This is a genomic window from Streptomyces sp. P3, from assembly GCF_003032475.1.
In the GTDB taxonomy this organism is placed as follows: Bacteria; Actinomycetota; Actinomycetes; order Streptomycetales; family Streptomycetaceae; genus Streptomyces.
On record NZ_CP028369.1, the window covers coordinates 8,161,104 to 8,185,398 of the forward strand.

Annotated in this window: 23 protein-coding genes; 4 read left to right on the top strand and 19 right to left on the bottom strand. The window is 70.2% G+C overall.

All coding sequences use genetic code 11. From position 1 onward, the window contains the following. Window positions 1-299: 299 nt before the first annotated feature. Complete coding sequence (locus C6376_RS35980) at window positions 300-1,334, bottom strand: LacI family DNA-binding transcriptional regulator (protein ID WP_107447241.1); 1,035 nt, start codon at window positions 1,332-1,334, stop codon at window positions 300-302. Window positions 1,335-1,554: 220 nt separating this feature from the next. On the opposite strand from C6376_RS35980, the gene C6376_RS35985 reads away from it, so the two are divergent. Beyond that, entirely contained in the window at window positions 1,555-2,628 is a 1,074-nt protein-coding gene (locus C6376_RS35985) for a LacI family DNA-binding transcriptional regulator (protein WP_107447242.1), read from the top strand. Between the two features lie 737 nt (window positions 2,629-3,365). Here C6376_RS35985 and C6376_RS35995 read toward each other — a convergent pair. Further along, window positions 3,366-3,731, bottom strand: a complete 366-nt coding sequence (locus tag C6376_RS35995) for a helix-turn-helix domain-containing protein (protein WP_107447243.1) — start codon at window positions 3,729-3,731, stop codon at window positions 3,366-3,368. 108 nt (window positions 3,732-3,839) lie between these two features. Between C6376_RS35995 and C6376_RS36000 the strand changes: the two genes are divergently transcribed. The 3 genes from C6376_RS36000 to C6376_RS36010 all read left to right on the top strand — a co-directional run bounded on the left by C6376_RS36000 (window position 3,840) and on the right by C6376_RS36010 (window position 5,905). Further along, entirely contained in the window at window positions 3,840-4,634 is a 795-nt protein-coding gene (locus C6376_RS36000; protein ID WP_254076203.1) for an MBL fold metallo-hydrolase, read from the top strand. Window positions 4,635-4,855: 221 nt separating this feature from the next. Further along, window positions 4,856-5,206, top strand: coding sequence for an SgcJ/EcaC family oxidoreductase (locus C6376_RS36005; protein WP_107447245.1), 351 nt, complete (start codon window positions 4,856-4,858; stop codon window positions 5,204-5,206). 348 nt (window positions 5,207-5,554) lie between these two features. Beyond that, window positions 5,555-5,905, top strand: a complete 351-nt coding sequence (locus tag C6376_RS36010; RefSeq protein ID WP_107447246.1) for a DUF4440 domain-containing protein — start codon at window positions 5,555-5,557, stop codon at window positions 5,903-5,905. 111 nt (window positions 5,906-6,016) lie between these two features. Here C6376_RS36010 and C6376_RS36015 read toward each other — a convergent pair whose 3' ends face one another. The 17 genes from C6376_RS36015 to C6376_RS36100 form a co-directional block, all read right to left on the bottom strand. After that, complete coding sequence (locus tag C6376_RS36015; RefSeq protein WP_107447247.1) at window positions 6,017-6,367, bottom strand: ester cyclase; 351 nt, start codon at window positions 6,365-6,367, stop codon at window positions 6,017-6,019. A 495-nt stretch (window positions 6,368-6,862) separates the two neighbouring features. Continuing rightward, window positions 6,863-7,306, bottom strand: coding sequence for a hypothetical protein (locus C6376_RS36025; RefSeq protein WP_216825647.1), 444 nt, complete (start codon window positions 7,304-7,306; stop codon window positions 6,863-6,865). A gap of 486 nt (window positions 7,307-7,792) precedes the next feature. Further along, window positions 7,793-9,100, bottom strand: coding sequence for an MFS transporter (locus tag C6376_RS36030; protein ID WP_107449386.1), 1,308 nt, complete (start codon window positions 9,098-9,100; stop codon window positions 7,793-7,795). A 52-nt stretch (window positions 9,101-9,152) separates the two neighbouring features. Continuing rightward, window positions 9,153-10,274 carry a DUF5937 family protein gene (locus tag C6376_RS36035; protein ID WP_107447248.1) on the bottom strand — a complete coding sequence of 374 codons (1,122 nt, stop codon included), beginning with the start codon at window positions 10,272-10,274 and terminating at the stop codon, window positions 9,153-9,155. Then, the gene (locus C6376_RS36040) at window positions 10,271-11,527 is read right to left on the bottom strand and encodes a CdaR family transcriptional regulator (protein WP_107447249.1); all 1,257 of its coding nucleotides are present in this window, start codon (window positions 11,525-11,527) and stop codon (window positions 10,271-10,273) included. Before C6376_RS36040 ends, C6376_RS36035 begins: the two co-directional genes overlap by 4 nt. 38 nt (window positions 11,528-11,565) lie before the next feature. Beyond that, window positions 11,566-12,609: an amidohydrolase family protein gene (locus tag C6376_RS36045; RefSeq protein WP_254076204.1), complete on the bottom strand. Its 1,044-nt coding sequence runs from the start codon at window positions 12,607-12,609 to the stop codon at window positions 11,566-11,568. A 3-nt stretch (window positions 12,610-12,612) separates the two neighbouring features. Then, window positions 12,613-13,134, bottom strand: a complete 522-nt coding sequence (locus C6376_RS36050; RefSeq protein ID WP_107447250.1) for a 3-hydroxyanthranilate 3,4-dioxygenase — start codon at window positions 13,132-13,134, stop codon at window positions 12,613-12,615. Window positions 13,135-13,160: 26 nt separating this feature from the next. Next, window positions 13,161-13,589: a RidA family protein gene (locus tag C6376_RS36055; protein WP_107447251.1), complete on the bottom strand. Its 429-nt coding sequence runs from the start codon at window positions 13,587-13,589 to the stop codon at window positions 13,161-13,163. Continuing rightward, window positions 13,589-14,350, bottom strand: a complete 762-nt coding sequence (locus C6376_RS36060) for a 2-keto-4-pentenoate hydratase (RefSeq protein WP_107447252.1) — start codon at window positions 14,348-14,350, stop codon at window positions 13,589-13,591. Before C6376_RS36060 ends, C6376_RS36055 begins: the two co-directional genes overlap by 1 nt. Beyond that, complete coding sequence (dmpG, locus tag C6376_RS36065) at window positions 14,347-15,393, bottom strand: 4-hydroxy-2-oxovalerate aldolase (protein ID WP_107447253.1); 1,047 nt, start codon at window positions 15,391-15,393, stop codon at window positions 14,347-14,349. The genes C6376_RS36060 and dmpG overlap by 4 nt, the downstream gene beginning before the upstream one ends. Next, window positions 15,393-16,352, bottom strand: a complete 960-nt coding sequence (locus C6376_RS36070) for an acetaldehyde dehydrogenase (acetylating) (protein ID WP_107447254.1) — start codon at window positions 16,350-16,352, stop codon at window positions 15,393-15,395. Before C6376_RS36070 ends, dmpG begins: the two co-directional genes overlap by 1 nt. Beyond that, on the bottom strand, window positions 16,349-17,125 hold the full coding sequence (locus C6376_RS36075; RefSeq protein WP_254076442.1) for a 2-keto-4-pentenoate hydratase: 777 nt from the start codon (window positions 17,123-17,125) through the stop codon (window positions 16,349-16,351). The genes C6376_RS36070 and C6376_RS36075 overlap by 4 nt, the downstream gene beginning before the upstream one ends. 65 nt (window positions 17,126-17,190) lie before the next feature. Then, window positions 17,191-18,666 (bottom strand): 2-hydroxymuconic semialdehyde dehydrogenase, encoded by a 1,476-nt coding sequence (locus tag C6376_RS36080; RefSeq protein WP_107447256.1) that lies wholly within the window; start codon window positions 18,664-18,666, stop codon window positions 17,191-17,193. A 161-nt stretch (window positions 18,667-18,827) separates the two neighbouring features. Beyond that, a complete protein-coding gene (locus C6376_RS36085; protein ID WP_107447257.1) occupies window positions 18,828-20,297 on the bottom strand; it encodes an amino acid permease in 1,470 nt (489 codons plus the stop codon). After that, window positions 20,294-21,583, bottom strand: a complete 1,290-nt coding sequence (gene kynU / locus C6376_RS36090; RefSeq protein ID WP_216825648.1) for a kynureninase — start codon at window positions 21,581-21,583, stop codon at window positions 20,294-20,296. The genes C6376_RS36085 and kynU overlap by 4 nt, the downstream gene beginning before the upstream one ends. Before the next feature lie 124 nt (window positions 21,584-21,707). Continuing rightward, the gene (locus C6376_RS36095) at window positions 21,708-22,589 is read right to left on the bottom strand and encodes an alpha/beta hydrolase (RefSeq protein ID WP_107447258.1); all 882 of its coding nucleotides are present in this window, start codon (window positions 22,587-22,589) and stop codon (window positions 21,708-21,710) included. Then, a complete protein-coding gene (locus C6376_RS36100) occupies window positions 22,586-23,755 on the bottom strand; it encodes an indoleamine 2,3-dioxygenase (protein WP_159083362.1) in 1,170 nt (389 codons plus the stop codon). The genes C6376_RS36095 and C6376_RS36100 overlap by 4 nt, the downstream gene beginning before the upstream one ends. Between the last annotated feature and the right edge of the window lie 540 nt (window positions 23,756-24,295).

The following is a 24,295-nucleotide window of genomic DNA, read 5'->3' on the forward strand; positions in this document are numbered from 1 at the left end:
GGGCCCTGTTGCGTGGAATCGCGCGTCCGGCAGGGGCCAGGCTGGGGAGGTCGTACTCGCATTGGGCTTGATCGGTCGACTGCACATCGATCGCCACGGGGAAGCCGAGGCAGCTCGGGCAACCGCTGGAGTTTGCCGAAAGCCCAGATGTCTGTACTCGGAAACGGTAGGGAAATCGTATTCCGCGGGCAGTGTGGCCGTCTGTGACCGAAGGCGTCAAGGGTTTGTGCAGGGGTTCCTGGAGGTCCTGCGTGCGTCGGCCCTCCCTCCACCGGGCCGGACCCCGGCTGAGGGGCGGTTCAGGCCACGCGGATCGTCGTGCTGTCGCGCACCACGACCTGGCCGCGCATCATCAAGTGCTCCTTTTCCGCACGAGCCCTGAGCGCGAGGCGGACCGCTTCGGCACCCGCCTGTGCCAGCGGCAACGACACGGTCGTCAGCCGCGGTGTCACGTCGGTCGCGAGTTCGATGTCGTCGAAACCGGTCAGCGAGACGTCCGCCGGCACCGCCACTCCGGCAGCCCGGAAGGCGGACATCGCACCGATGGCGATGGTGTCGTTGGCTGCGAGCACCGCATGGGGCGGCTCCAGCCCTTCGGCGACCAGCCTCTGCGCCGCGTCGAATCCACCGTGGCGGCTCACCGCACCATGCGAGATCCGGATGTGTCGCTCCTCGACACCGCCGTCGCGGAGCCCGGCCATGAAGCCCGCGGTGCGGGCGGATACGTTCCCCCGCCGGCGGGCGCCGGCCAGGATCGTCACGTGCCGATGCCCCAACTCGGCGATGTGATGGGCGAGTTCCTTTGCCGAGCCGAAGTTGTCGAAGCTGATGGAGTCGAACGGCATGTCGGTGTCGCCGACGATCACCACCCGGCCGCCCTCGCGTTCGTAGCCGAGCAGCTCGTCGAGCAGGCGCCCGTCGAGCGCGTTCGCGTCGAGGCGGCTGGACGTCAGGATGAGCGCACGGGGCCGGAGGGCACGCTGCAGCCGGACGGTTTCCAGCTGGCGCGCGGCGGTGCCGTGGGTCGACGAGACGGTCACGAACGCACCGGCGTCCCGCGCCTGCCGTTCCATCGCCGCGGCGACCATTCCCATCGAAGGGGTCGTCAGGTCGTCGCCGACGACCGCGATCGCGTCGTTCGCCCGCCGCATCGCCCGGGCCGAGGTGTCCGCGCTGTAGCGCAACGCAGCCGCAGCGGCGAGGACCCGCTGCCGGTATTCCGCCGCGACCGTCCGGGAACTGCCGCCCAGGACTCGTGACGCAGTCGGCACCGACACACCGGCAGCCGCCGCCACATCACGCAGAGTGACTGTCGGTCTGGCTGGATGAGGCATCGTGCCGTTCCCTCCCGCTTGACGAGGCGAGCCGCCGGGACGGTATCCGAGAATATCCGTGGCGGCCCTCTACGGGATACGGCCGGTTTCGCCGATCGCGGTTCCGTAACCGCGCGCCCGTGGCGACATATCCGAAGGCGCGAGCGTTCTGCCGTGGAGTGACCTTCCTTGATCACCCCGCACTCCAAGACGCTGTGCGGCCCGGTGCACAATATGCGGCATGGAAGATGGGTCGGCAGCGCCTCCTCCGCCCCCCAGCGGGAAGTCCGTGTCGGGGGAGCGCAAGGCGACCCTGCGTGATGTGGCGCGAGCGGCGGGCGTCTCGCAAGCCACCGCGTCGCGCGTGCTCAACGGCAGCATCCGGAACGTCCAGCAGGAGAACGCCGCCCGTGTGCTCGCCGCAGCCGCTGAACTCGACTACACCCCGCACCTGTCCGCCCAGGCGATCGCGCGGGGCTCGACCAACACCGCCGCGCTGGTCGTCAACGGTGTCGACGACCCGTACTTCTCCTCCATCGCGGGAGGGGTGACGCAGGCGGCGGAGGCCGCGGGACTCATCGTCACCATGGCGGTCGCGGACCGCTCCCCCGAGCGGGAACTCCAGATCGTCAGGACCCTGCGGGGCATGCGGCCCCGCGCCATCATCCTGACCGGCAGCCGCATCGAAGGCACCGACACCCGCGCCCCTCTGGTCGAGGAACTCGACGCCTACCGGGAAGCGGGCGGCAGCGTGGTCCTGATCAGCCGGCACGACCTGCCGTTCCACACCGTCAGCATCGACAACTACGGTGGAGCGCGGCAACTCGCCCGCGCCCTGGTCGGCCTTGGCTACCGTCGGTTCGCGGTGGTCCGCGCAGGCGCCGGACTCAAGACGTCCCGTGACCGGTGCGACGGCTTCGTGGAGGGCCTTCGCGAGTTCAACATCGACGTGGACGAGCGGTACGTGGTCGAAGCCGAATTCAGCCGCCGAGGCGGCTGTGCGGCCGCCCGCGAGCTCGTCCGGAGGGGCCTGGCCGCCATCGAACTCGTCTTCGCCGTCAACGACGTCATGGCGATCGGGGTCATGACGGCCTTCCGCGACGCCGGGCTGGCCCCCGGCCAGGACGTCGCCGTCGCCGGCTTCGACGACATCGGCCCAGCGGTGGACGTCCACCCGGCGCTGACCACCGTGACCGTACCCCTGCACCAGGTCGGACTCTGCGCGATGGAACTCGCGCTCTCCGACGACGATGCCCCGCGGATCGTACCGGTCTCCACGAACGTAGTCCTGCGGGACAGCACACCCCGCCGATAACACGCCTTCGGGGTGGTCGGCGGTGCTTCCGCGACACGCGGCGGCGGGAGCGGCCGGCTTCCCCTGGGCGTTCAGTCCGCACGTCACGCGCGGCGTCACCATCGTCGACACCACCTCCGACGAACTCGGTGAGCAGGCATACGCAGACCACGATCTCGCTGGGCGGACGTCTCAACGGTCAGGTCCACGGACGTGGTGTACGGCGGTTCGTTGAGGCCGTCGCTTTGGTCGGGGAAACGAGACACAGCGCGGAGCGGTCATCGGACGGCCGTGCACGCTCACACCACCCCGAATGTTCTCGTCTTGAGTCGCTTGATCTCCGCGGCCTCCTCGAAGGTGTCGCCAGGCGCTGCCCGCCGACCTGGGATTTACGGACCCAGGTCTGCACCGTTCCGGCCGCACGAACCCCAACGCCACCCACCGCATCGGCAAGAAGCTCAGCAAGCTGCGCTCGGTCACGTCCAGCTTCAACGTGACCGTCCCCTCCAGCGGCGCGTACACGACGGCGTACGGCATCTGGGACCCCAACAGGTCGAGATCATGCTCTGGATGAACAAGACCGGCCCCGTCGGTCCTCTGGGCAGCTCGCAACGCACGGCCCCCGTCGGTGGCAGCACATCTACCGTGAGTGACAGCGAGCCGTATCGAGTTCTGGGTTCCGCACGGGGTTCGTGCTGGTCAGGGCGCTCGCTCACACGGCAGAAGCACGGTGACGTGTGCACTCCGAGCCTGCCTTTTCAGGGCTTCGGGTGGGTGTGTCGGTGGTGGGCGTAGTCGCTGGTGTGTTCTTCAGCCCAGTTCTGCAGGTGTTGCAGTGCGGTGGTGGCGCCGCGGGCGAGGTCGGTCAGGGCGTACAGCACCGTCGGCGGGCGGTCGGCATGCACGGTGCGGGTGATCAGTCCACCGGTTTCGAGGTCGCGCAGTGTCTGCGCGAGCATCTTGTCGCTGACGCCGCCGGCCCGTCGGCGCAGCTCGGACCAGCGTTGCGGGCCCTCCATGAGGTCGACCAGGACCAGGGCGGCCCACCGGGCGGTGACCAGGTCGAACAGCTGCCTGCCGGGGCAGACCGGATTACGGACGTTGCCGCGCGTGCTTTCCTGCACGTGCTCACCTCACCTAAAGGTATGTACTTCCCCATAGGAAGTAACTAGGTCAGAGTGAGGGAGTCAACCGCTGATCGTCAAGGAGTACCTGTGGTATCCGATGTTGCCGTGACCCGTGCCGTGAACACCGTGACGGTGCTCGGCGGCCCCACCGCGCTGATCCGCCTGGCCGGATGGACGCTGCTGACCGACCCGACCTTCGACGCCGCCGGCACCGAGTACCGGGACGGCCCGGTCGTGGTGCGCAAGACCGCCGGCCCGGCGCTGAAGCCTGCACAACTGCCCGCTCTCGATGCCGTCGTGGTCAGCCACACCGGGCATCTGGACAACCTTGACACCGCCGGGCGTGCGGTGGCCTCCGGTGCCTCGGACGTGTTCACCACCGTCGCCGGCGCCACCGATCTCGGGGGCGCGGCCGTCGGCCTGGAGCCCTGGCAGATCCGGACCCTGTCGAAGCCGGGCCGTACGCCGCTGAACATCACCGCGGTCCCCGCCCGCCACGGGCCCGTCGGCACCGAGGACATCACCGGTCCGGTCACCGGCTTCCTCCTGCACACCGACGATGGCTCCACACCGAGCGTGTACGTCTCCGGTGACACCGTCGACCTGGACGCGATGAGCGCCCTGGCCGGCCGGTACCGCGTCGACGTGGCGCTGCTGCACCTGGGCGCGGCCGGCTTCGAGGAGCTCGGTGACATACGACTGTCGCTGACCGCGACCCAGGCCGTCGAGGCCCGCCGCCTGCTCGGTGACCCCCTCGTGGTGGCCGTGCACGCCGAGGGCTGGGCGCACTACACCGAGGACCGCGGCCACGTCCAGCAGACCTTCGACGCCGCCGGCGTCCCGCTGCACTGGCCCACCCCGGGCGAGCCCGTCACCCTGCCCGTCCCGCACACCCGCTGACACCTCACCCCGTGCCGCCGCCGGCGCGGGAGCGGCTGCGGTCACCGCACTGCATGAGGGCCTCGCCACTGTGCCGGACAAGATCATCAGTGTGCATGACAGCGCCCAGCAGCTTGTGGGGCTGATGCCGCGCACCACTGGTCAATGGCTCACGCAGGTCGGCCTGTAGGCGACCCGCCCGTCCGCAGCGAAGAAACGAAAAGAATAGAAGAGGAAAGAATATGAAGCCGGAAGTCGTGCACGAGCGCTTCGCCCAGTACCTCAAGGACCGGGACCTCGACGGGCTGGGTTCCCTGTTCGCCGAGGACGCCATGTTCGTACCGGGACCGGGGCAGGAGCCGGTCTACGGCAGGGAAGGCATCAAGGAAGCGCTGAAGCCCTACCTCGCCTCGCCCAGCACCATGGAGGTGGTGGCCGCGTCGGTCCATCAGAACGGTGACCTGGCGATGGTCCAGCCGTCCTGGCGGATCACGAGCGAGAGCGGCACCGTGGAAGGAAAGGCGGTCGAGGTGATGAGGAGGACGAGCGAGGGGGACTGGGTTTACATCATAGACAACCCCTACGGCGTCTGATTCTCGTCATCCCGGCATCACCGTCGGGCGACGGAACCTCGTCACGGCAGCGGTGGCCGTATCGACATTCTCGATGCGGCCCCCGCTGCACTGGCGCACCCCTCACCCTGCCCGTCCCGCACACCCGCTGACACCTCACCCCGTGCCGCCGCTGGCGCGGGAGCGGCTGCGGTCACCGCACTGCATGAGGGCCTCGCCACTGTGCCGGAAAGATCATCAGCGCGCACGGCAGCGCCCAGCAGCTTGCGGGGCTGACGCCGCGCACCACCGGTCAATGGCTCACGCAGATCGGCCTGTAGGCGACCCGCCCGTCCGCAACGAAGAAACGAAAAGAAAAGAGGAAAGAATATGAAGCCGGAAGTCGTGCACGAGCGCTTCGCCCAGTACCTCAAGGACAAGGACCTCGACGGACTGGGTTCCCTGTTCGCCGAAGACGCCATGTTCGTACCGGGACCGGGGCAGGAGCCGGTCTACGGCAGGGAAGGCATCAAGGAAGCGCTGAAGCCCTACCTCGCCGCGCCCGGCACCTTTGAGATGGGGGCCGCGTCGGTCCATCAGAACGGCGACCTGGCGATGGTCCAGGTGCCCTGGCGGATCACGGGCGAGGACGGCACCCTGGAAGGAAAGTCGGTCGAGGTGATGAAGAGGACGAGCGAGGGGGACTGGGTCTACATCATCGAAAACCCCTACGCCGTCTGATTCTCGTCGTCCCGGCATCACCGTCGGGCGACGGAACCTCGTCACGGCAGCGGCGGCCGTATCGACATTCTCGATGCGGCCGCCGCTTGCTTTCCGGCGTCGGTGACACGGTCATGATCCGGTGTGGTGCGGGCGCGGTTGGCCGGTGAGGGTGAGCAGGTCTTCGACGTGGCGTTGTGCGGTGAAGGCTCCGCTGCCGGCGGCGGACAGGTCGGTGCCGGCGAAGTCCACGCGGGCACCGGCTGCCACGGCACCGAGGAAAGCGGTGCCGGAGAACCGCCGGTACAGCAGTGCTTCAGCGGTTCCGACCGGGGTGAGTCGTTCGATGGTGTGCCGGCCGTCGGGAAACGCCGCGGCCAGTGCGGTCAGCAGCATGACAAGGACGTCGCGGTCGCTGGCTTCGTCGCCGAAGCCTGCGGGGCGGTTGTGGTCGTGGAAGTCCTCGGCCAGGTGGGCCTGCACGCGTTCGGGGCCGAAGGGACGGCGCGGGGGACGAGCAGTGGCCGAACGCCTCGGGCGAGAGGTTCGTAGGACACGCGTCGGCCGAAGTGGTCGGTGATGGCCTGGGCGGGGTCGGGGCTCGTGATCCCCGGATTCTGTCCCACGGCGATCGTGCCGGTGATGTCGGGGCGATCGAACAGGGCAGCGGCGACGTCGGCGTTGTCCAGGTGCGACGACCAGAAGACCGGAAAGTCCGCGGCCGGCGGGTAGCGCAGCACGCCCTGGGTGCGTACGACGCCGAGGATCGGCGGCAGAAGCAGGTTCTCCAGGAAGAGCCGCGGAGCGATCACGGCGTGCGACAGACCGGTTCCTGTCCCGCTCCCGGTAGGAACATGGCGTGTTCGTCGGGCAAGGAACTCAATCCGTCGAGGTCCCGGTCCTCGATGTACTGGGTGAAGGGTTCGCGCGCAGCTTCGGCATGTTCCGTCCTGGGTGCCGGGCCCGCCCCCACGGCGTCTACTCGTTGCGTGCTCCGTCGAACGACGAGTCGGCGCCGGCCAGCGTCATCGAGCCCCCGCACAGCAGTCCTGCCGCGGCGGCCCCGCCGGCCAGCACCGTGACCGGGATGAGTGTCTCCCGGTTCCGGGCGCTGTCCAGGACCTGTAGCGGGGTTCCTGCCAGGTGCAGCAGGGCGTAGGTGCGGCGGCGGTCCAGGACGGCGGCGGCCGCGGTGATCCCGGCCGAGGTGATGGCGATCGTGAAGGTCACCACGAGGACCACTTGGGTGAGGGTGGTGAAGTCCTGGGTGAACTGTGTCTCGGACCAGTTCACGTCGGTGGTGGTGAGCGGGTACTGGTCCGGTGTCAGGCCGGTCAGCGCGGTGCGGGCGCGGTCCAGTTCGGCCGGGCCGCCGGAGACGGTGGCGGTGACCTGGCGGCTGTCGTAGGGAACCGTGGCCACGATTCGTGTGTCGATGTGGCAGTTGCTGTCACTGAGCAGTGATCTTGTCCGATCCAGCCTGTGTTCACCGGCTGGCCCGGATGCTGGGTGCGGACTACCACTACGCGGCTGACTTCGGTCATGGCGTCACCCTCCACCCGCGGTGGGCGGAGATCGCGGAGATCACGCACCGCTGGCTCTGCAAGAACACTGGTGAAGGGGCAACTGGCCCCCGTCCGTAGTGGAAGACCGTTGACCGGAAAAGCAGTGCGCGGTTGCCGGTGGCGCGTAGCCGGCTGCCTTCGTGGCGGCCGGATCCGCGATGGGGTGCGTGTGCATGATTGCGCGTAGAAGTCCTTTCAGAGCCTCTCGCTGTCAACAGTGGGAATACCGCTCGTAGGCTGGGCAGATGCCTGGTCGCCGGTGGTGACGAGCGGAAAGTTCGTCACCACAGCGGCCGCCCGGCCGAGTACGCCAAGACCCCGCAGGGATCGCGCGTGCCTGCTATCACAAACGTGGCCACGTAGGGCTGGGCGGAGATTCGCAGGTTGTATCTGGCCGAGCAGTTGCCGATCCGGGCGATCGCGAGGCACCTGGGGAGTTTCCTCTGTCCCTGCCTGGATCGGCGCGGTGACGGCCGGCCCGGGAGACGGCGGTGAGAACGACAGCGGCGGCGACGGCGAGTGCCATGAGCGCTGCGCTGGAGACGACGAAGGCGGGGCCGACGCCGATACGGCCAATGACGCCGGAGGCCAGGAATGGCGATACCGCCAGGGCGCCCGCGACGCCTGCCTCCCACAGGCCCAGTGCCTTGGCGAGGTGGGCCTCGGGAATGCGTTGCTGGACCAGCGCGATCAGCGGGATGTCGGTCAGCGCGGAGGCGAGTCCGGTGACGATGAGGAGCACGGCGATCGCCGCGGTCGAGTGGACCAGGCCCAGAGGGAGGCGGAAGGCGCCGAGCAGGCCCCACGCCAGGACCGCGGTCACGGCGAGGCCGGGCAGAGGCAGCCTGGTGAGCACCAGCGCGCCGGCGATCTCGGCGAGGCCGGCGATGCCCAGCAGGAGCCCGTACGGACCACCCTGGCCGACCAGGGCGACGAGGCCGACGGCCAGGAAGCCACTGGCCACGGCGAGCGCGAACACGAAGGTCGTGATGACGACCAGCACGTCGGGGGCCGAGCGTATGGCTGCGAGGCCCTCGGCGAGGTCCGTCACCAGGCCCCGGCGACGCCCCGCCGGCGCAGGGTGGGGGACACGCAGGGCGGCCACGGCCGCGGCGGAGACCAGGAACGTCAGCACGTCCAGCACCAGAACCGCGGCGAAGGACGCGTAGGTGAGCAGCGGGGTGAGCAGCAGCGGTCCGACGAAGAAGGCGGCTCGGAAGGCGACTTGCAGGATGCCGTTGGCCTGCTGCAGGCGCTCGGTCGGCACGATCTGCGGCACGATGGCGTTGCGGGCCGGGGCGAACGGAGCGCCGATCAGTGCCAGCAGGGCCGTTCCCAGCACCAGGATCGTCAGGTTCTGTACGCCCGCGAGCAGCATGGCGGCCCCGGCGGTGACCACGGCGGCGCGGGCGAGATCGGTGCCGATCATCAGGCGTCTTCGGTCGTAGCGGTCTGCGTAGGAGGCGGCGACGAAGGTGGCCAGGAACGCCGGGGCATAGGCGGCCACGGTGACGAGCGCGACCGCCGACGGGTCGTGGGTGAGGGCCCAGGCCTGCCAGGCGACGGCGGCGGTGTACAGGCCGTCTCCGAGGCGGGAGACGCCCTGGCCGACGAAGAGCAGCAGTAGATTTCGGTCGTTGAGAAGCGGCATGCCGCAACTGTGGGCGTCGATGAATTCGCTGTTCAACTTATTCATCGAAACGCTAATCAAGCGGCGGCGGGGCGCTGTTCCCGCCGAGAAAGCCTTCCAGGCTGGGCGCGAGCTCAGCCACTTTCCGGGGCACGAGCCGGTACAGGACGTAGTAGCCCTGACGACAGCGTTCCAGCAGTCCCGCGTCGGCGAGCACCCGCAGGTGCTTGGACAGGGCGGCCTCGCTGACCCCGACGAGCGGGGCGAGTTCCTGGGTACTGCGGGGCCGCTCGGCGATCAGGCGCAGCGCCCGCAGGCGGGTGTCGTCCGCCAGGGCTCTCAGGACGCCGACCAGTTGGGCCGGGGGGATACGCGGGCGGGCTTCCCGCACGATGGAGGATGCGGGGAAAACCAGCCCGAGAGGCCACGGGCCGTCGCAGTTGACGCGGATGTGCGGCCATACGAAGGCGCTGGGCACCAGGGCGAGTTGTTCGTGCGGGCCGATGGAGACCTGATGGTCGTGCGGCCGCTCCAGCCAGAACCTTCCGGCCGCGGGATCACATCGCACCTCGGGCCACAGCGCGCGCAGCATGCCGTACAGGCCGTGCTCGGCGATCTGCCGGCCGGCCTCCGTGACGCTGTCGGCCAGTTCCGGCTCGATTCGGCGCCACTCCTCGGCGAACGCCTCCTCCCAGTAGCCTTCCAGCAGCCGCAGGAAGCGCTCCAGAAGGGCGCCCGGGTCGTCGAGCAGCAGCGTGGCCAGCGTCTCTCCGCAGACGGCTGCCGCCTGTTCGGACAGCCGGCGGCGCACGACCGGCTCAGCGAGCACGTCGGGGTCCCTGACCGGGCCGTCCGCCGGCCAGGGGGTGAGCAGGGGCAGGGCGAACTCCAGACGGGCCAGCTCCGGGTCGATCCTCCGCAGGCGCTCCAGCTCATCGGCGAAGTCGAGCAGCTCGCCCGTCGGCGAGGGGAAGAAGAACTCCGGGAAGTAGGACCGGAAAGCGAACGAGAACGCGTCGATCTCGCGTTTCAGCGCCGGCGAGAGTCGGCGCATCGCCCTCACCCACGGGTGCTGGACGGGGTGGTGTTTGGGTTCCACGAGGACGTGCAGGCTCAGTACCGCCTCCAGGGCGGGCGAATAGGAGAAGCCCACCAGTTCCGTGGCGGTGGCCGGGACCCGGAACTCGATCGTCATGGTCCGCCCGTCCGGTCCAGGTCGCGCAGGCGCAGGTGCAGCTCCGCCAGGAAACGTGTCTGCGCGTCGCGCGGGTCGAAGCCGCTGACATCACGGATGCGTTGCAGGCGGTAGCGGAAGGTGTTCGGGTGCAGATGCAGTTCCGTGGCCGCGGCGTTGGTGTCGCCGAAATGGTCCAGGTAGCAGCGCAAGGTGGCCAGGAGCTGCGTGTGATGCTGTCGGTCGTGGCGTTCCAGGAGGGATACGGCGCCGCCGAGGATCTCATCGTCCTGGCGGAGGGCTCCGCGCAGACGGGAGAGTGCGTACAGAAGCTGGACATCCTCGAAGGAGGCCACACGGGGCGCTGCCGGGTACTGCTGTTGCAGTCCGGTGACCCGGTCGGCCTGGGACCGGGCGGCCGGGATCCGGCCGGGATCCCCGACGGTGGTACTGACGGCCAGCACGATGCGCTCGCGTAGTGCCGCGCGGTCCCACAGGTCCCGGGCGATCTTCAGGGAGCGGCCCATGGCTTCGGCGTCGTCCGTGGACTCCGGCCACAGCAGCACCGCGTAGGTGGCGTGATCGTGCCGTGCGATGAAGGAGCGAGGGTGCGCTGTCGTCAGGTACAGACGCAGGACGTCCGCCGGGATCTGGGCGAACGCCGCATCGTGCGCCGGCCTGCACGACGCGGCGGCGAGCACGGTGAACTTGGCGGCCGGCAGACCCAGCCGACCGGCGGCCTGTTCGGCGGCCTCAGTACCGAGCAGGACGGCCCGCAGGTCGTCCTGCTCGGTGGCGCCCTGGCCGCCCGAGCGGCTCATACGGACGGCGATCGTCTGTGCGGCGGCGCGAAAGTGGGCCGACTGCCGCGAGTCGAAGGGAGTCTCCGTACTGGCCCACAGATAGCCCAGATGCGGACCGTCGTGCTGGACCCGGCAGGCCATCCGGGGCTTGGCCTGGTCGGAGGCCGGCTCCAGGAAGGCGGGTTCCGGGGAGCTGATCAGGCGGGCGATGTCCCCCCGCGAGCGCAGCACCTCGACGAGCCAGGGCTGGGCCTGCCGCTCGAGGATCCCGGAGACCCTTTCCTCGTCGGCTGTGTGCTGCCCTCTCGACCAGGCCAGCACCCGGAAGTCGGTGTCCTCCAGGACGATGGGCACGTGAAGGAGTTCCCCGGCCGCGTCGATGATCGAGAAAAGGTCTTCCCGCTGACCGGCAGCCGCGGTCTCGGGTTCCGGCTGGAACATCACACCCACCTCCCCGGCTCCGACAGCCATGCTAGGCGGCACCTGCGCGGCACCGTGCGCGGCTCTGGTCAGCCGACGAGCCCGAGGAAGCGCTCGGCGTTGCCCCGGCGGATCAGCGCCTTCTCCTCGAGGGTGAGAAAGGCACTGTCGCGCACCACCTGGCCGACGGGCCGTTCCCCCAGCGGGTAGGGATAGTCACTGCCGACCATGACCTGCCGAGGGCCGTAGGTGTCCACCAGCAGGCGCAGGGCGCGGGGGTCGAACACGACGGAGTCGACATGGAACCGGCCGGAGTAGTGCGAGGGCGGGTGCTGGGAGGTGCCGACCACGTCGGGGCGGCCCCGCCAGGCGTTGTCCATGCGGCCGAGCCAGAAGGCGAAGGATCCCCCGCCGTGCGCGAAGCAGATCCTCAGCCGGTCGTCGATGCGGTCGAAGACCCCGCCGAGGACCATCGCCACCAGCGACAGATGGGTCTCGGCGGGCATGGCGGTCAGCCACCGCGCCATCCAGCGGCGCAGGCGCGGTGAGTCGTCCATGTCCCAGGGGTGGACGAAGACCGGGACCTCCAGCTGTGCGCAGTGCTGCAGGAAGGTGACGATGCCCTCGCTGTCCAGGTCTCGGTCACCGACGTGGTTGCCGATCTCCACTCCGCGGTGTCCGTTGGCCAGGCAGCGTTCCAGTTCGCGGCAGGCCGCGTCGGTGTCCTGCAGGGGCACCTGACAGAAGGGGATGAGGCGGTCGGGTGCCGGGGCGACGATGTCCAGGGCCAGGTCGTTGAAGATCCGTGCGATGCGGGCCGCCTCCGCGCCGCTGCGGCCGTAGTGGAAGAAGGCCGGCGTCGGTGAGACGACCTGCCTGCCGATGCCGTCGGCGTCCATGTCCTTCAGGCGGGTCTCCGCGTCCCAGCACTGCGCGCCGATCCGGCGGAACTCCTGCGACCCGATCATGATCATCGCTTCGGTCTCCGACTCGATGCGCAGCCAGGGGGCGAGGGGGCCGGCGTCCGCGCGGAGGTCGGGCCAGCCGTGGGGGACGTAGTGGGTGTGGACGTCGATGGTGTCGTTCTCGGCCTCGCGCTGGGGCGGGTCCTGTGCAGGGTCGTGGTCGTGCACGGGTCATCCCTTCCCGGGGTGCTCGGTCCCGCAGGCGCCGCAGACGCGGGCCTGCGGGTCGTCGTAGAAGGCGGCGAAGACCGGGGGCAGGTCGGCCACGATGTCGGTCACCTGGAGTTCCACCTCGTGGATGAGGGCGTGGCACTGGGGGCAGTACCACTGGAACTTCTCCAGGGTGCCCGGCTCACGGACGCGTTCGATGACCAGGCCGACGCTGTCGTCTTCCGGGCGCTGCGGGGAGTGCGGGAGGTTTCCCGGCAGCAGCCAGGTCTCGCCCTCCCGGATGTGCACGGCGTGCGGCCCGTCCTCGGTCATGACGTTGACGTACATGCTGCCGCGCAGCTGGTAGAACCACTCCTCGTACGGGTCGACGTGGTAGTCGGTGCGCTGGTTGGGGCCCCCGACGACCTGCACGATGAAGTCCGTGCCCAGGGCCATGGTGCGGTTGTTGACGGGCGGCTTGAGCAGGTGGGCGTGGTCGGCGATCCACTTCTGGAAGTGGATGACCTCGGGGATGGGGGTCATGACGGTGTCCTTCTGGGATGAGCGGATCAGTGGCCCTGGCGGCGGTGGGTGAGGGTGGCGATGGCCTGCATCTCGATGAGCAGGTGCGGGTGCGGCAGCTGGTGGACGGCGACCGTGGTGCGGGTGGGGCCGTCGACGTCGAAGTACTCGGCGAAGACCTCGTTGTAGCCGCCGAAGTCGTTCATGGAGACCAGGTAGGTCGTGATCTGGGCGATGTCCTCCAGGCCGGCGCCCACGGACCGCAGGATGGCCCGCAGGTTCTTGATGACGGCGCGGGTCTGGGCGCGGATGTCCAGGGTGGTCGTGCCCAGGGCGTCGGCCTCGGCGCCCTCGAAGGTGTTGTCCGGTCTGCGGGAACTGGTGCCGGAGACGAAGACGAGGTCGCCGACGACCTTGACGTGGGGGAAACGTCCCCGGGGGGTGGCCAGTCCGTCGACGACGTGTGCGGTGTTCATCAGCGGCCTTTCAGCGTGACGGTGCCGAGCCCCGCGATGTGGCACGCGGTGACGCCGGCGGTGAGCGGCAGGGCGGCGGTGGCGGCGCCGGCCAGGACGATCTGCCCGGGTGCGAGGGGGATGCGGCGCTTGCGGCAGATGCCGAGCAGGGCGTGCAGGGCGGCCAGGGGCGCCCCGAGGATCGCCGCGGTGGATCCGACGGCCTCCCGCTGTGGGGTGCGCAGCCGCACCGCCTTGTTCGCCACATCGCCCAGCGGACGCCAGGCGCCGACGGCGTAACCGGCGGCCGAGGTGTTGTCGGCGACGACGTCGGTGAGGGTGAAACGGAAGTCCTGGTACCGGGAGTCGATGACCTCCAGGGCCGGGGCCACCGCGTCCACGCACGATTCGATGTCGGTCGTGGGATCGTCGGGATCGACGTGCTCGCTGAGCCGGAACGCCACCTCCGGCTCGACCCGGGGATGAATGAAGTCCGACAGGTCCAGCTCCGCGCCGTCGCCGATGCGCATGGCGTCGGTCAGACGTCCCACGATGACCTCGCGGACGCCCATCTGCGCCATCTTCGCCTTGCTGGTGAAGCCCAGTTTCACGCCGGTGAGCCACTCCCCCCTGGCCTTCCGCAGGCCGACCAGGGCCTCCTGTACGGCGTAGGCGTCGTCGATGCCGAGGGGGTAGGTGTCGGCGATGCTGGGGATGGGGCTCCGGTCGTTCTGGGCAGTGTCCAGACGATGAGCGAGTTGCGGATGGCTGGGGTTGGTCATGCCGCGCCTCCTGCCGTGACGGACTGAGCCGTGGCCGTGGTGGAGGCCCGGACCAGGTCCAGGGCGATGTCGGTGAGCAGGTCCTCCTGGCCGCCGACCAGGCCGCGGCGGCCGGCCTCCTGCAGCAGATGACGGGAGTCGATCCCGTGCCGCGCCGCGACGCGGGACGCGTGCAGCAGGAAGCTGGAGTACACGCCCGCCCGGCCGAGCGTCAGGGTGTCGCGGTCGACCTGGACGGGCCGCTCCCGCAGGGGCCGGACGAGGTCCTCGGCGGCGTCCTGGAGGGCGAGCAGGTCGCAGCCGTGGTGCCAGCCCATCAGGTCCGCCACGGCGACGAACGGCTCCGCGGGGCAGTTTCCGGCCCCGGCTCCCTGCCCGGCGAGGGCGACGTCCACACGCAGCGCCCCATGCCCGACGGCCGTGACGCTGTTGGCGACCGACAGCGAGAGGTTCTCGTGGGCGTGGATGCCGATCTGCGTGTCCTCGGCGAGGACCTGGCGCAGGGCGTCGACGCGTTCGGCGACATCGGTCATGGTCAGCCGCCCGGCGGAGTCGGTGACGTAGACGCAGTGGGCGCCGTAGGACTCCATCAGCCGTGCCTGCTCGGCGAGCCGGGCCGGAGTGGCCATGTGGCTCATCATCAGGAAGCCGCAGACGTCCATCCCGTTCTCGCGTGCCCAGGCGATGTGCTGCGCGCTGATGTCGGCCTCGGTGCAGTGGGTGGCCACGCGCACGCTGCCCACGCCGAGGTCTCTGGCACGGCGCAGATCGGCGATCGTGCCGATGCCCGGCAGCAGCAGGGTGGTCAGGGTGGCGTTCTCGATGACCTCGGCCGCGGCCCGGATCCATTCGTCGTCGGTGTGGGCCCCGAACCCGTAGGTGGCGCTGGAGCCGCCGAGACCGTCGCCGTGGGCGACCTCGACGGCGTCGATCCCGGCGCGGTCGAGGGCGGTCACGATGTCACGGACCTGGGCGGTGGTGTAGCGGTGTCCGACGGCGTGCATGCCGTCCCGCAGGGTCACGTCCTGTACGTAGATGTGCATCAGCTCACCCATCCTCGGAGTTCGGCCATGCGCTCGGCCGTCCGCAGGGCGGCGGAGGTCATGATGTCGAGATTGCCGGCGTATTCCGGCAGGTAGTGGCCCGCGCCGCGGACCTGCAGGAAGCAGGTGACCTGCGTGCCCGTCACGTGACGGCCCAGGTGCGGGATCCACACCTCGTGCAGGGCGTCGAACTGCACGTCCTGCACGAGTTCGTAGCCGGGCACGTATTCCTGGACGTCCCGCACGGTCTGCCGCACCGAGTCCTCGATGGCCTCGAGGGTGCCGGCCGTGGCGTCCTCGACGACGCAGAAGACGGTGTTGCGCATCACCACCGGCGGGTCGGCCGGGTTGAGCACGATGACGGCCTTGGCCGTGTCGGCGCCCGCGACCTCGCGCAGCGCCCGGCCGGTGGTCTCGGTGAACTCGTCGATGTTGGCACGGGTGCCGGGGCCGGCGGAACGGGAGGAGAGGGAGGCCACGATCTCGGCGTAGGCCACCGGGACCACCCGGGAGACGGCCGCGGCGATGGGTACGGTGGCCTGCCCGCCGCAGGTGACCATGTTGACGTCCTCGGCGGTGAGGTGCTTCTCCAGGTTCACTGAGGGAACCGTGAGGGGACCCGACGCGGCCGGAGTGAGGTCGATGATCAGCTTGCCGTGTTCGCGGCAGACTTCGGCATGGCGGGTGTGGGCGCCGGCCGAGGTCGCGTCGAACACGATGCGGACATCGGCGAACTCGTCCATCGCGGCGAGACCGTCGATCCCCTCGTGGGTGGTGGCCACATCCAGGCGCCGGGCGCGGGCGAGGCCCTCGGAGGCCGGGTCGATACCCGCCATGGCCGCCGTCCGCAGGGTCTCCGACTGCCGGAGCACCTTGATCATCAGGTCGGTTCCGATGTTTCCCGAGCCCAGGATGGCGACCTTGACGCCGCCGGCCGCGGTCGCGGCTTCGGTGCTCATACGTTCTCCTCGATCCGCGACTCGACACTGCCGAGTCCATCCAGTTCCAGGCGGTACCGGCCACCGCCGGTGATCTCCACCATCGGGCCCAGGGCACCGGACATCACCACGTCACCGGCGCGCAGGGGCTGCCCCCGTCGGGCCAGCTCGCGGGCCAGCCAGGTGACGGCGACGACTGGAGAACCGAGGCAGGCGTGGCCCGCGCCGAAGGAGACGGGCTCCTCGTCCCGGTACAGCGTCATCCCGACCTGGGCCAGGTCGAGGCCGTTCAGGGTGTGCGGGACGGTACCCAGCACGACGGCGCCGCTGGAGGCGTTGTCGGCGACGCTGTCGGCGATGGTCAGGTCCCACCGGCTGATGCGGGAGTCCACGATCTCGATGGCCGGCAGGACGAAGGCGGTGGCCCGCAGGACGTCCGCGACAGTGGCGCCCGGCAGGTCCAGGTCGCTGCCGAGGACGAAGGCGATCTCTCCTTCGGCGCGCGGCTGCAGGAAGCGGTCCAGCGCCACGGGCTCACCGTGGGCGAACACCATGTCGTCGAAGAGCATCCCGAAGTCGGGTTCGAAGACGCCGAACTGCTCCTGCACGGCGGGCGCGGTCAGGCCGATCTTGGCGCCGACGCGGCGTGCTCCCGCGGCCGTCCGCGCGGCGGCCAGGCGGCGCTGCACCTCATACGCGGCGTCGATGCCGGTGTCGCCGAGCAGGTCGCGTACGGGTGCGCAGGGCGTTCGGGTCGCCGCAGCGCCGGTCAGGCGGGACACGGCGGCCTCGATCGCGTCGCCGGGGCCGTCTCCGGCCCGCCGGCCCACGGCGTCGGGGTGGGTGTCGATGTCGGTCGTCACAGCTGCACGCACACGTTCGTCGGCTCGGTGTAGAAGTGGAGCGAGGAGGCGCCGCCCTCCCGGCCGATACCGGACAGCCCGGCACCGCCGAACGGCGAGCGCAGATCGCGCAGGAACCAGGTGTTGACCCAGGCCATGCCCACCTCCATGCGCTGGGCGACCCGGTGACCGCGACGCAGGTCGTTGGTCCACACCGCGGCGGCGAGACCGTAAGGGGTGTCGTTGGCCAGGGCGACGGCCTCCTCCTCGGTGTCGAAGGGGATGAGGGCGGCGACGGGTCCGAAGATCTCCTCGCGTACGGGGCGGTCGGCGTTGGTCAGCCCGGTCCACAGGGTGGGTTCGATCCACGCGCCGCCGTCGAGGTCCGGCCCGAGGTGCGGTGTCCCGCCCCCGGCGACCACCTTGGCGCCGGCGGCTTCGGCCAGGTCGAAGTAGCGCAGCACCTTGCGCCGGTGCTCGTGGGAGATCAGCGGGCCGGTGGTGGTGCGGGTGCTGAGCGGGTCGCCGAGCCGCAGCCGGGCGGCCCGCTCGGCCAGGCCGTCCACGATGTCCGTGAACACCGCCCGGTGGACGTAGAGCCGCTCGGTGCACAGACACACCTGACCGGTGTTGGTGAAGACCGACCGGGAGAGGCCGTCGAGTGCCTCCTCGACGTCGACGTCGTCGAAGACGATCGCGGCGTTCTTGCCGCCGAGTTCGAAGGACACCGGGCGAACGCCGGGCGCCGCCGCCCGCATCACCTCGGTTCCGGTGGCGGACGATCCGGTGAACGTGATGCCGTCCACGCCCGGATGGGTCACCAGGAACTCGCCCGCGGAGCCGGCGCCGAAGCCGTGCACGACGTTGTAGGCCCCGGCGGGCAGACCGGCGTCGGCCAGCACCTCGGCCAGCAGGGTGGCGGTGGACGGGGTTTCCTCACTGGGCTTGACGACCACCGCGTTGCCGCAGGCGAGCGCGGGGGCGACCTTCCAGGTGAGCAGCAGCAGGGGCAGATTCCACGGCACGATCACGGCCACCACGCCCAGCGGCTTGCGCACCGCGTAGTTCAGGGCGCGGCGCCCGTCCGGCAGGTCGGTGAGGTACGAGTCCTGGCCGGCGGCGGCCACGATGTCGGCGAACGCGCGGAAGTTGGCGACAGCGCGGGTGACGTCGAGTTCCCTGGCCTCCGTCACGGGCTTGCCCGTGTCGCCGACCTCCGCGGCCACGAACTCCTCGAAGCGCTCCTCGATCAGGTCGGCGGCCCGGCACAACAGCGCCGTGCGCTCCCGGACGGGAGTATCGGCCCAGCCGTCCTCCAGTGCGCCACGGGCCGAACGGACCGCGCGGTCCACCAGGGCCCGGTCCGCCTCGTGCACGGTGGCCATCGGCGTGCCGGTGGCCGGGTTGGTCTTGGTGAAGCAGTGTTCGGGGTCGGCTTCGGCGAAGGTGCCGCCGACGAAGTTGCGGATGACGGGCACGGTTTCAGTGGGCATGGGGTGCCTCCAGCGGGGCGGGCGCCGCGGTGGTCCGGAGGGAGCCGGATGCGTGATCGAGCCGCATCGGCCTGCGGTGGCCGGTCGTCGGCGGTGAGTGCGGGGTGCTGCCTCCGGCGGCTGTCCTGTCCGTCCGGAGCTCCGGTGGGAGGAACGGCTGATCACGCATCGACGGCCTCCTCGCTCGGCGCGGCCGTCGTGTGGCGGTCCACCACGTGGCGCACCTTGAGGGCGTACACCAGCAGCAGGGCGAGGGTGAAGCCGGTGCCGACCCAGGCGGCCTGCGCCATCACGGGCACCACGGCGGCGGTCGCGGCCACCGCCAGCACACCCGCGATACCGGCCCAGGCCGTCCACGCCCCGCCCCACACCCGCAGGCCCTGCCCCGTCGCCGGGGCGTCGGAGCGACGGAAGGCGAGATAGGAGGCGAGGATCAGCAGCCACACCAGGAGGACGGAGAAGATGGCGACGGAGACCAGCACGTTGAAGACGCTGTCGACCCCGAAGGCGGCGAGCAGGGCTGCCGCGACGATGCCGGCGGCGGAGACCACCAGGGCCCGCACCGGCACTCCGCGGGTGTCCACACGGGCCAGCACAGCGGGGGCGCATCTGTCGTGGCCGAGCGAGTGCAGGAAGCGGCTGGCCGCGTAGAGCTGGGCGTTGGCCGAGGAGATCGCCGCGATCAGCACGATGGCGTTGGTCAGTGAGGCGGCGGCAGGAATGCCGATCTGGCTGAAGACGCGGACGAACGGGCTGCCGGTGATGCTCCCGTCGCCGCCTGCGGTGTCCCGCCACGGCACCAGGGTGACGATGATGCCGATGGACAGGACGTAGAACAGTCCGAGGCGCCAGACGAGCGCGCGCATCGCGGTGCGGATGGACCGCGTGGGGTCGGTCGTCTCCGCCGCCGAGATGGAGGTGGTCTCGAAGCCCACGAAGGCGAACATCACGACGGACAGGGCCGCCCAGACGGCCTGAGGTCCGTGTGGGAAGAAGCCGCCGTCGGAAGTGAGGTTTCCCAGTCCCGCGGCCGGTGTGTGCGGCAGCCCGACGAACACCAGCAGCAGACCCGCGGCGATGAACACCACGACCGCGGTCACCTTCACGCTCGAGAGCCAGAACTCCGCGAAGCCGAAGGACTTGACGCTGACGATGTTGATCCCCAGTACCAAGGCGGCCACGGCCGCGATGAGCAGGAGCATCGGGGCCTGCGGCCACCAGTAGCGGATGTAGATCGCCGCTGCCACCACCTCGCCGCCGATGGCCACCGTGGTCCCGGCCCAGAACAGCCATCGGACGAGGAAGCCCGCCCACGGGCCGAGGTAGAGGTGGGCGATGGTTCCGAAGGTGCCGCGCACGGGATGGACGATGGTCATCGCGCCCAGCACCCGGGCGATGATGGCGACGAGTACCGCACCGGCGATGTAGGACAGGATCACGGCGGGACCGGCTGTGCCGATGGCCGAGCCGGATCCCAGGAAGAGGCCGGTGCCCAGGGCACAGCCCAGGCCGATCATGGTGGTCTGGCGGTGGGTGAGTGAACGGGTGAGCTCGTCCGTGGGCTGCCGGTCACCGTGTGCGGTCGGGGGCGGTCCCTGCGGGATGGGCGTCACGTTGCCTGTGCGGGTCATGTCGTCTCCGGTACGGCGTGGGCCAGCGCGTTGGCCACCCGCCAGCAGTCGTGGAAGGTTGAGTACAGCGGCACCGGAGCCAGCCGGATGATGTCCGGCTCGCGGGCGTCGGCGATAACTCCGTGCTCGTGGCGCAGCGTCCGGGCGAGATCGGCTGCCGTCGTACCGCCGACGCGCAGCGACAGCTGGGAGCCTCGGCGCCGCGGGTCCCTGGGGGTGATCACCGTCAGCGGACGGGTCGCGGTGACCTCGTCGAGCAGCCCCTCCAGGTATCCGGTCAGCTTCTCGCTGCGCTTGCGCAGCGCCACCATGCCGACGGTGTCGAAGATCTGCAGGGAGGTGCGCACGGGTCCCATGGCGAGGACCGGCGGGTTGGAGATGGCCCACGCGTCGGCCGTGGCGGGCGGGCTGGAGACCGGCTCCATCAGGAACCGGGTGGCGGCGTCGGTGCTCCACCACCCCTCGAAGCGGTGCAGGGTGCGGTCGGTGACATGCCGTTGGTGGATGAAGACCCCGGAAAGGGCCCCCGGGCCGGAGTTGAGGTACTTGTAGGAGCACCAGGCGGCGAAGTCGACGTTCCAGTCGTGCAGATGGAGCGGGACGTTGCCGGCCGCATGGGCCAGGTCCCAGCCGACCGTCGCGCCTGCGGCGTGCCCGGCGGCGGTGATGGCGGGGATGTCCATCAGCTCGCCCGTGAGGTAGTTGACGCCGCCCAGCAGCACCAGCGCCACGGTGTGTCCCTGGCGGTCGAGGAAGTCGACGACGTCCTCCGTGCGCAGGCAGTCCTCTCCCGGGCGCGGACGCAGCCTGATGACCGCCTCGTCCGGGTCGAGTCCGCGGAACCGTACGTGGCTGCGCACGGCGTAGCTGTCGGAGGGGAAGGCGCTGTCCTCGATCACGATGTGGGTGCGCTCGCCCCGGGGGCGGTAGAAGGAGACCATCAGCAGATGCAGGTTCACCGTCAGGGAGTTCATGACGACGGTCTCTTCGGGCAGCGCCCCGACCAGACGTGCGGCCGGCTCGGTCAGCAGCCGGTGGTAGCCGAACCACGGGCGGCCGGCGTCGTGGTGGCCCTCGACGCCGAAGCGGCTCCAGTCCGCCAGGTCTTCGACCAGTTCGGTCCGGGTGGCCTTCGGCTGCAGGCCGAGGGAGTTGCCCGCGAAGTACGCCGTCTCGGGGTATCTGCCGCCGTCGGCGGGCGGTATGTGGAACAACTCCCGGTGGCCCGGCAGGGCTTCGTCGAGTTGGTGGGCCTCGCCTTCCGAGGCGGTCAGGTGAGTGAGCAAGGTGTGCACTTCCTCAGATGTCTAGCGGTGGACCGGCGCGGCCGGACCGGGCGGTGTGGCCGTTCGCGTGGACTGCGGGCCGACGCGAACGGCGGATCTGGATGGACCAGGTGGGCGGCAGGCCTTACGTGGACGGCAGGCCCAGCAACCGGCGCATCTCGGCGTGCACCCGGGTGGAGGGTGTGCCGAGTTCCATGGGTGAGTCGAAGTGGTTGCGTCCGGGCTGCTCGAAGGCGGTGACGTGGCACCCCAGCCGGCGCAGATGCGCCGCGTACAGAGAGGACTGCCGCTTGAACTCGTCCGTCTCATGCTCTCCCCAGGCGATCACCACGGGGCAACGCACGCCGGTCAGGAACAGGGGGCTGCAGTCCCGGACTTCGCCGGCGTCGATGCGGACGACGTCGTTGACGTAGGTCTGTCGCACCGGGGCCAGGTCGTAGATGCCGCCGAACAGCACGGCGCCCGCGACAGGGGCGTCGGGCAGGCCCCATCGGCGCCAGCGCGTGGCGAGCAGCATGGCGGCCAGATGGGCCCCGGCCGACGACCCGGCGACCACGATCCGCCCGGGGTCGATACGGTGGTCGGCCGCGCGGTGCCACAACCAGGCGAAGGCCCTGCGCACCTGGTCGACGATGTCCGAGAGCCTGGCCCGCGGGGCCAGCGTGTAGTCCGGCGTCGCGTAGACAGCGCCCGCCTCCACCAGGGCGGGAGCCGGGAACGCGGAGTCCTCCTTCGACAACTGCTGCCAGTACCCGCCGTGCACGAAGAACAGGGCGGGCCGGGTGTCCTTGCCCGATCCCGAGGGACCGTAGACATCCAGCAGGTCGTCGGGGGCCGGCCCGAAACGAGAGTCTCGACGGGCCACGGGGGCCAGCTCGTGCCGAGCCAGACGACTGCTCTCGGCGTAGTCGTCCAGGAACGGCTGGATGTCGCCCACCAGGCTGCTGGGGGAGTACTGGGCGTCCAACTGCGCCTGGTCGAAGTTCCCGTACACCCGCGCCGTCACGGCAGCAACCGTTCGGTGGTCTCCTCACGCGACTTCCTCAGGAAGCTGACGAAATCACTGCCGCCGGTGCCCTTGGCGGTCTCCTCGTCGCGCTGGAACCGCTTGATGTAGCGCCCGGTGATGCCGATGTGCTGGGCCCTGAGCCGGACGAGGGACTCCACCGCCCCGTTGTAGGCGACGCACAGTCGCGGAGAGATGCTGCGATGCCGCTCGACATAGCCGCGTACCGACGGGCCGGCCTCCAGGTCCTCGAGGAAACGTCGGTGCGGCGCGGGCATGTACGCGCGCATGCCGCTCAGGAATCCCGCCGTCGTCTCGTGCTCGTGCGGGATGTCGAGTCCGGCGTCGAAGGCCTGGATGAGGGAGCTCTGCGCGGCGCTCCCGCCGGCCAGGACCAGCGGCTCCCGGTCCACGCCCTCGAACCGTAGTCCCGGCGCGGACCAACCTGTGAGGAACGGCCTGATCCGGTGGTAGAAGACGTAGTGGTCGCACCAGCGCTCCACGTCGAGGAACGCGTCCGTCACCTGGTCGACGACAACGCGGATGCCGAGCAGCGCCTTGGTGAGAAGGGCATGGTCATCGGCCGCCACGGCATGCTGCGCCTGCACCAGCAGGGGCAGCCCTGGGGCGCCGGCGAGCTCGACACCCACCGTCGCCAGGTAGAACCACTTCTCGTCGACACCGCCGAGGAACGTCACCTGGGTGTCGATGTTGGACATGCTCAGCGGTTCACCGGCGTCGATGCGCCGCCAGTTGTTCAGGACGATGGAGCCGTGGGCGACGATCGGAGCCCGGTCCAGCTCCCGGGCGAGTGTGTGCAGGGGCCGCGCCACCGGCGCCGGAAGCGTGTCCACGGGGCTCTCGGCGCCCCAGACGTACGCGTTCGCCAGACAGCACAGCAACAGCATGGCCCGCTCCTGCTCCCCCGCCGACCGGAGCCGGTCCGGAGTCAGGACGGGCAGCGACTCCACCGCCGGGCGCAGACGTCCGGTCATGATCAGGGCCGCGATGTTCCGGCCGAGCCGTTCCCAGGGCTCGTAGTACAGGGGCAACGCGTCCACCGGGTCCTCGCCGGGCACGAACCCGCGCTCGGCGTCGATGGCGTACTCGCTCAGCGTGGCCACCCGGGGCCTGGTAGCCCGGATGCGCGTCGTCTCAGGAATCACTGCATTGCCTCCTCGTGTGCCACACGAGGTTCGCCCCGCGTACCTGGTGGGGCATATGGGCGGCAGCACGAAGCCCAAGCGTTCTGATTGGGCTCGGGCACTACGCCGCTTCCGCTCCGGTCGCGAACGTAGAGGTCAGGGGCGGCGGGGGAGCATCCCATCGCCGGGTCGGCTCCGCCGTCCCAGTTTCTGCGTGTCCGCGGCCACTCGGGGACTCAGCGCGGGCGTGTGCCATGGGATGGGACGTTCTCCCCTGCGGCGCACAGGGCGCCATTGCGGGGCAGAACGGCACGGAGCCAAACAGTACGGAGCCGGTCAGGGCCGCTACCGCGAAGACCCTGAGCCCGGCGGCGAGAAGCGGTCGAAGAAGCAGCGGTCGAAGAAGCGCGGGGGACCACGCTGTCTCGTCGGAGTCGAGGTGGACGAGACGGCGGGGGCGCTGGTGGGGTCGCCGGTCGGCGCCGTCGGCGACGTCGTCCAGCTCGGTCTGAATCCCCACAGGGGCTCTGGTGCGGGCGGTCACGTGCCGGCACACCCGGT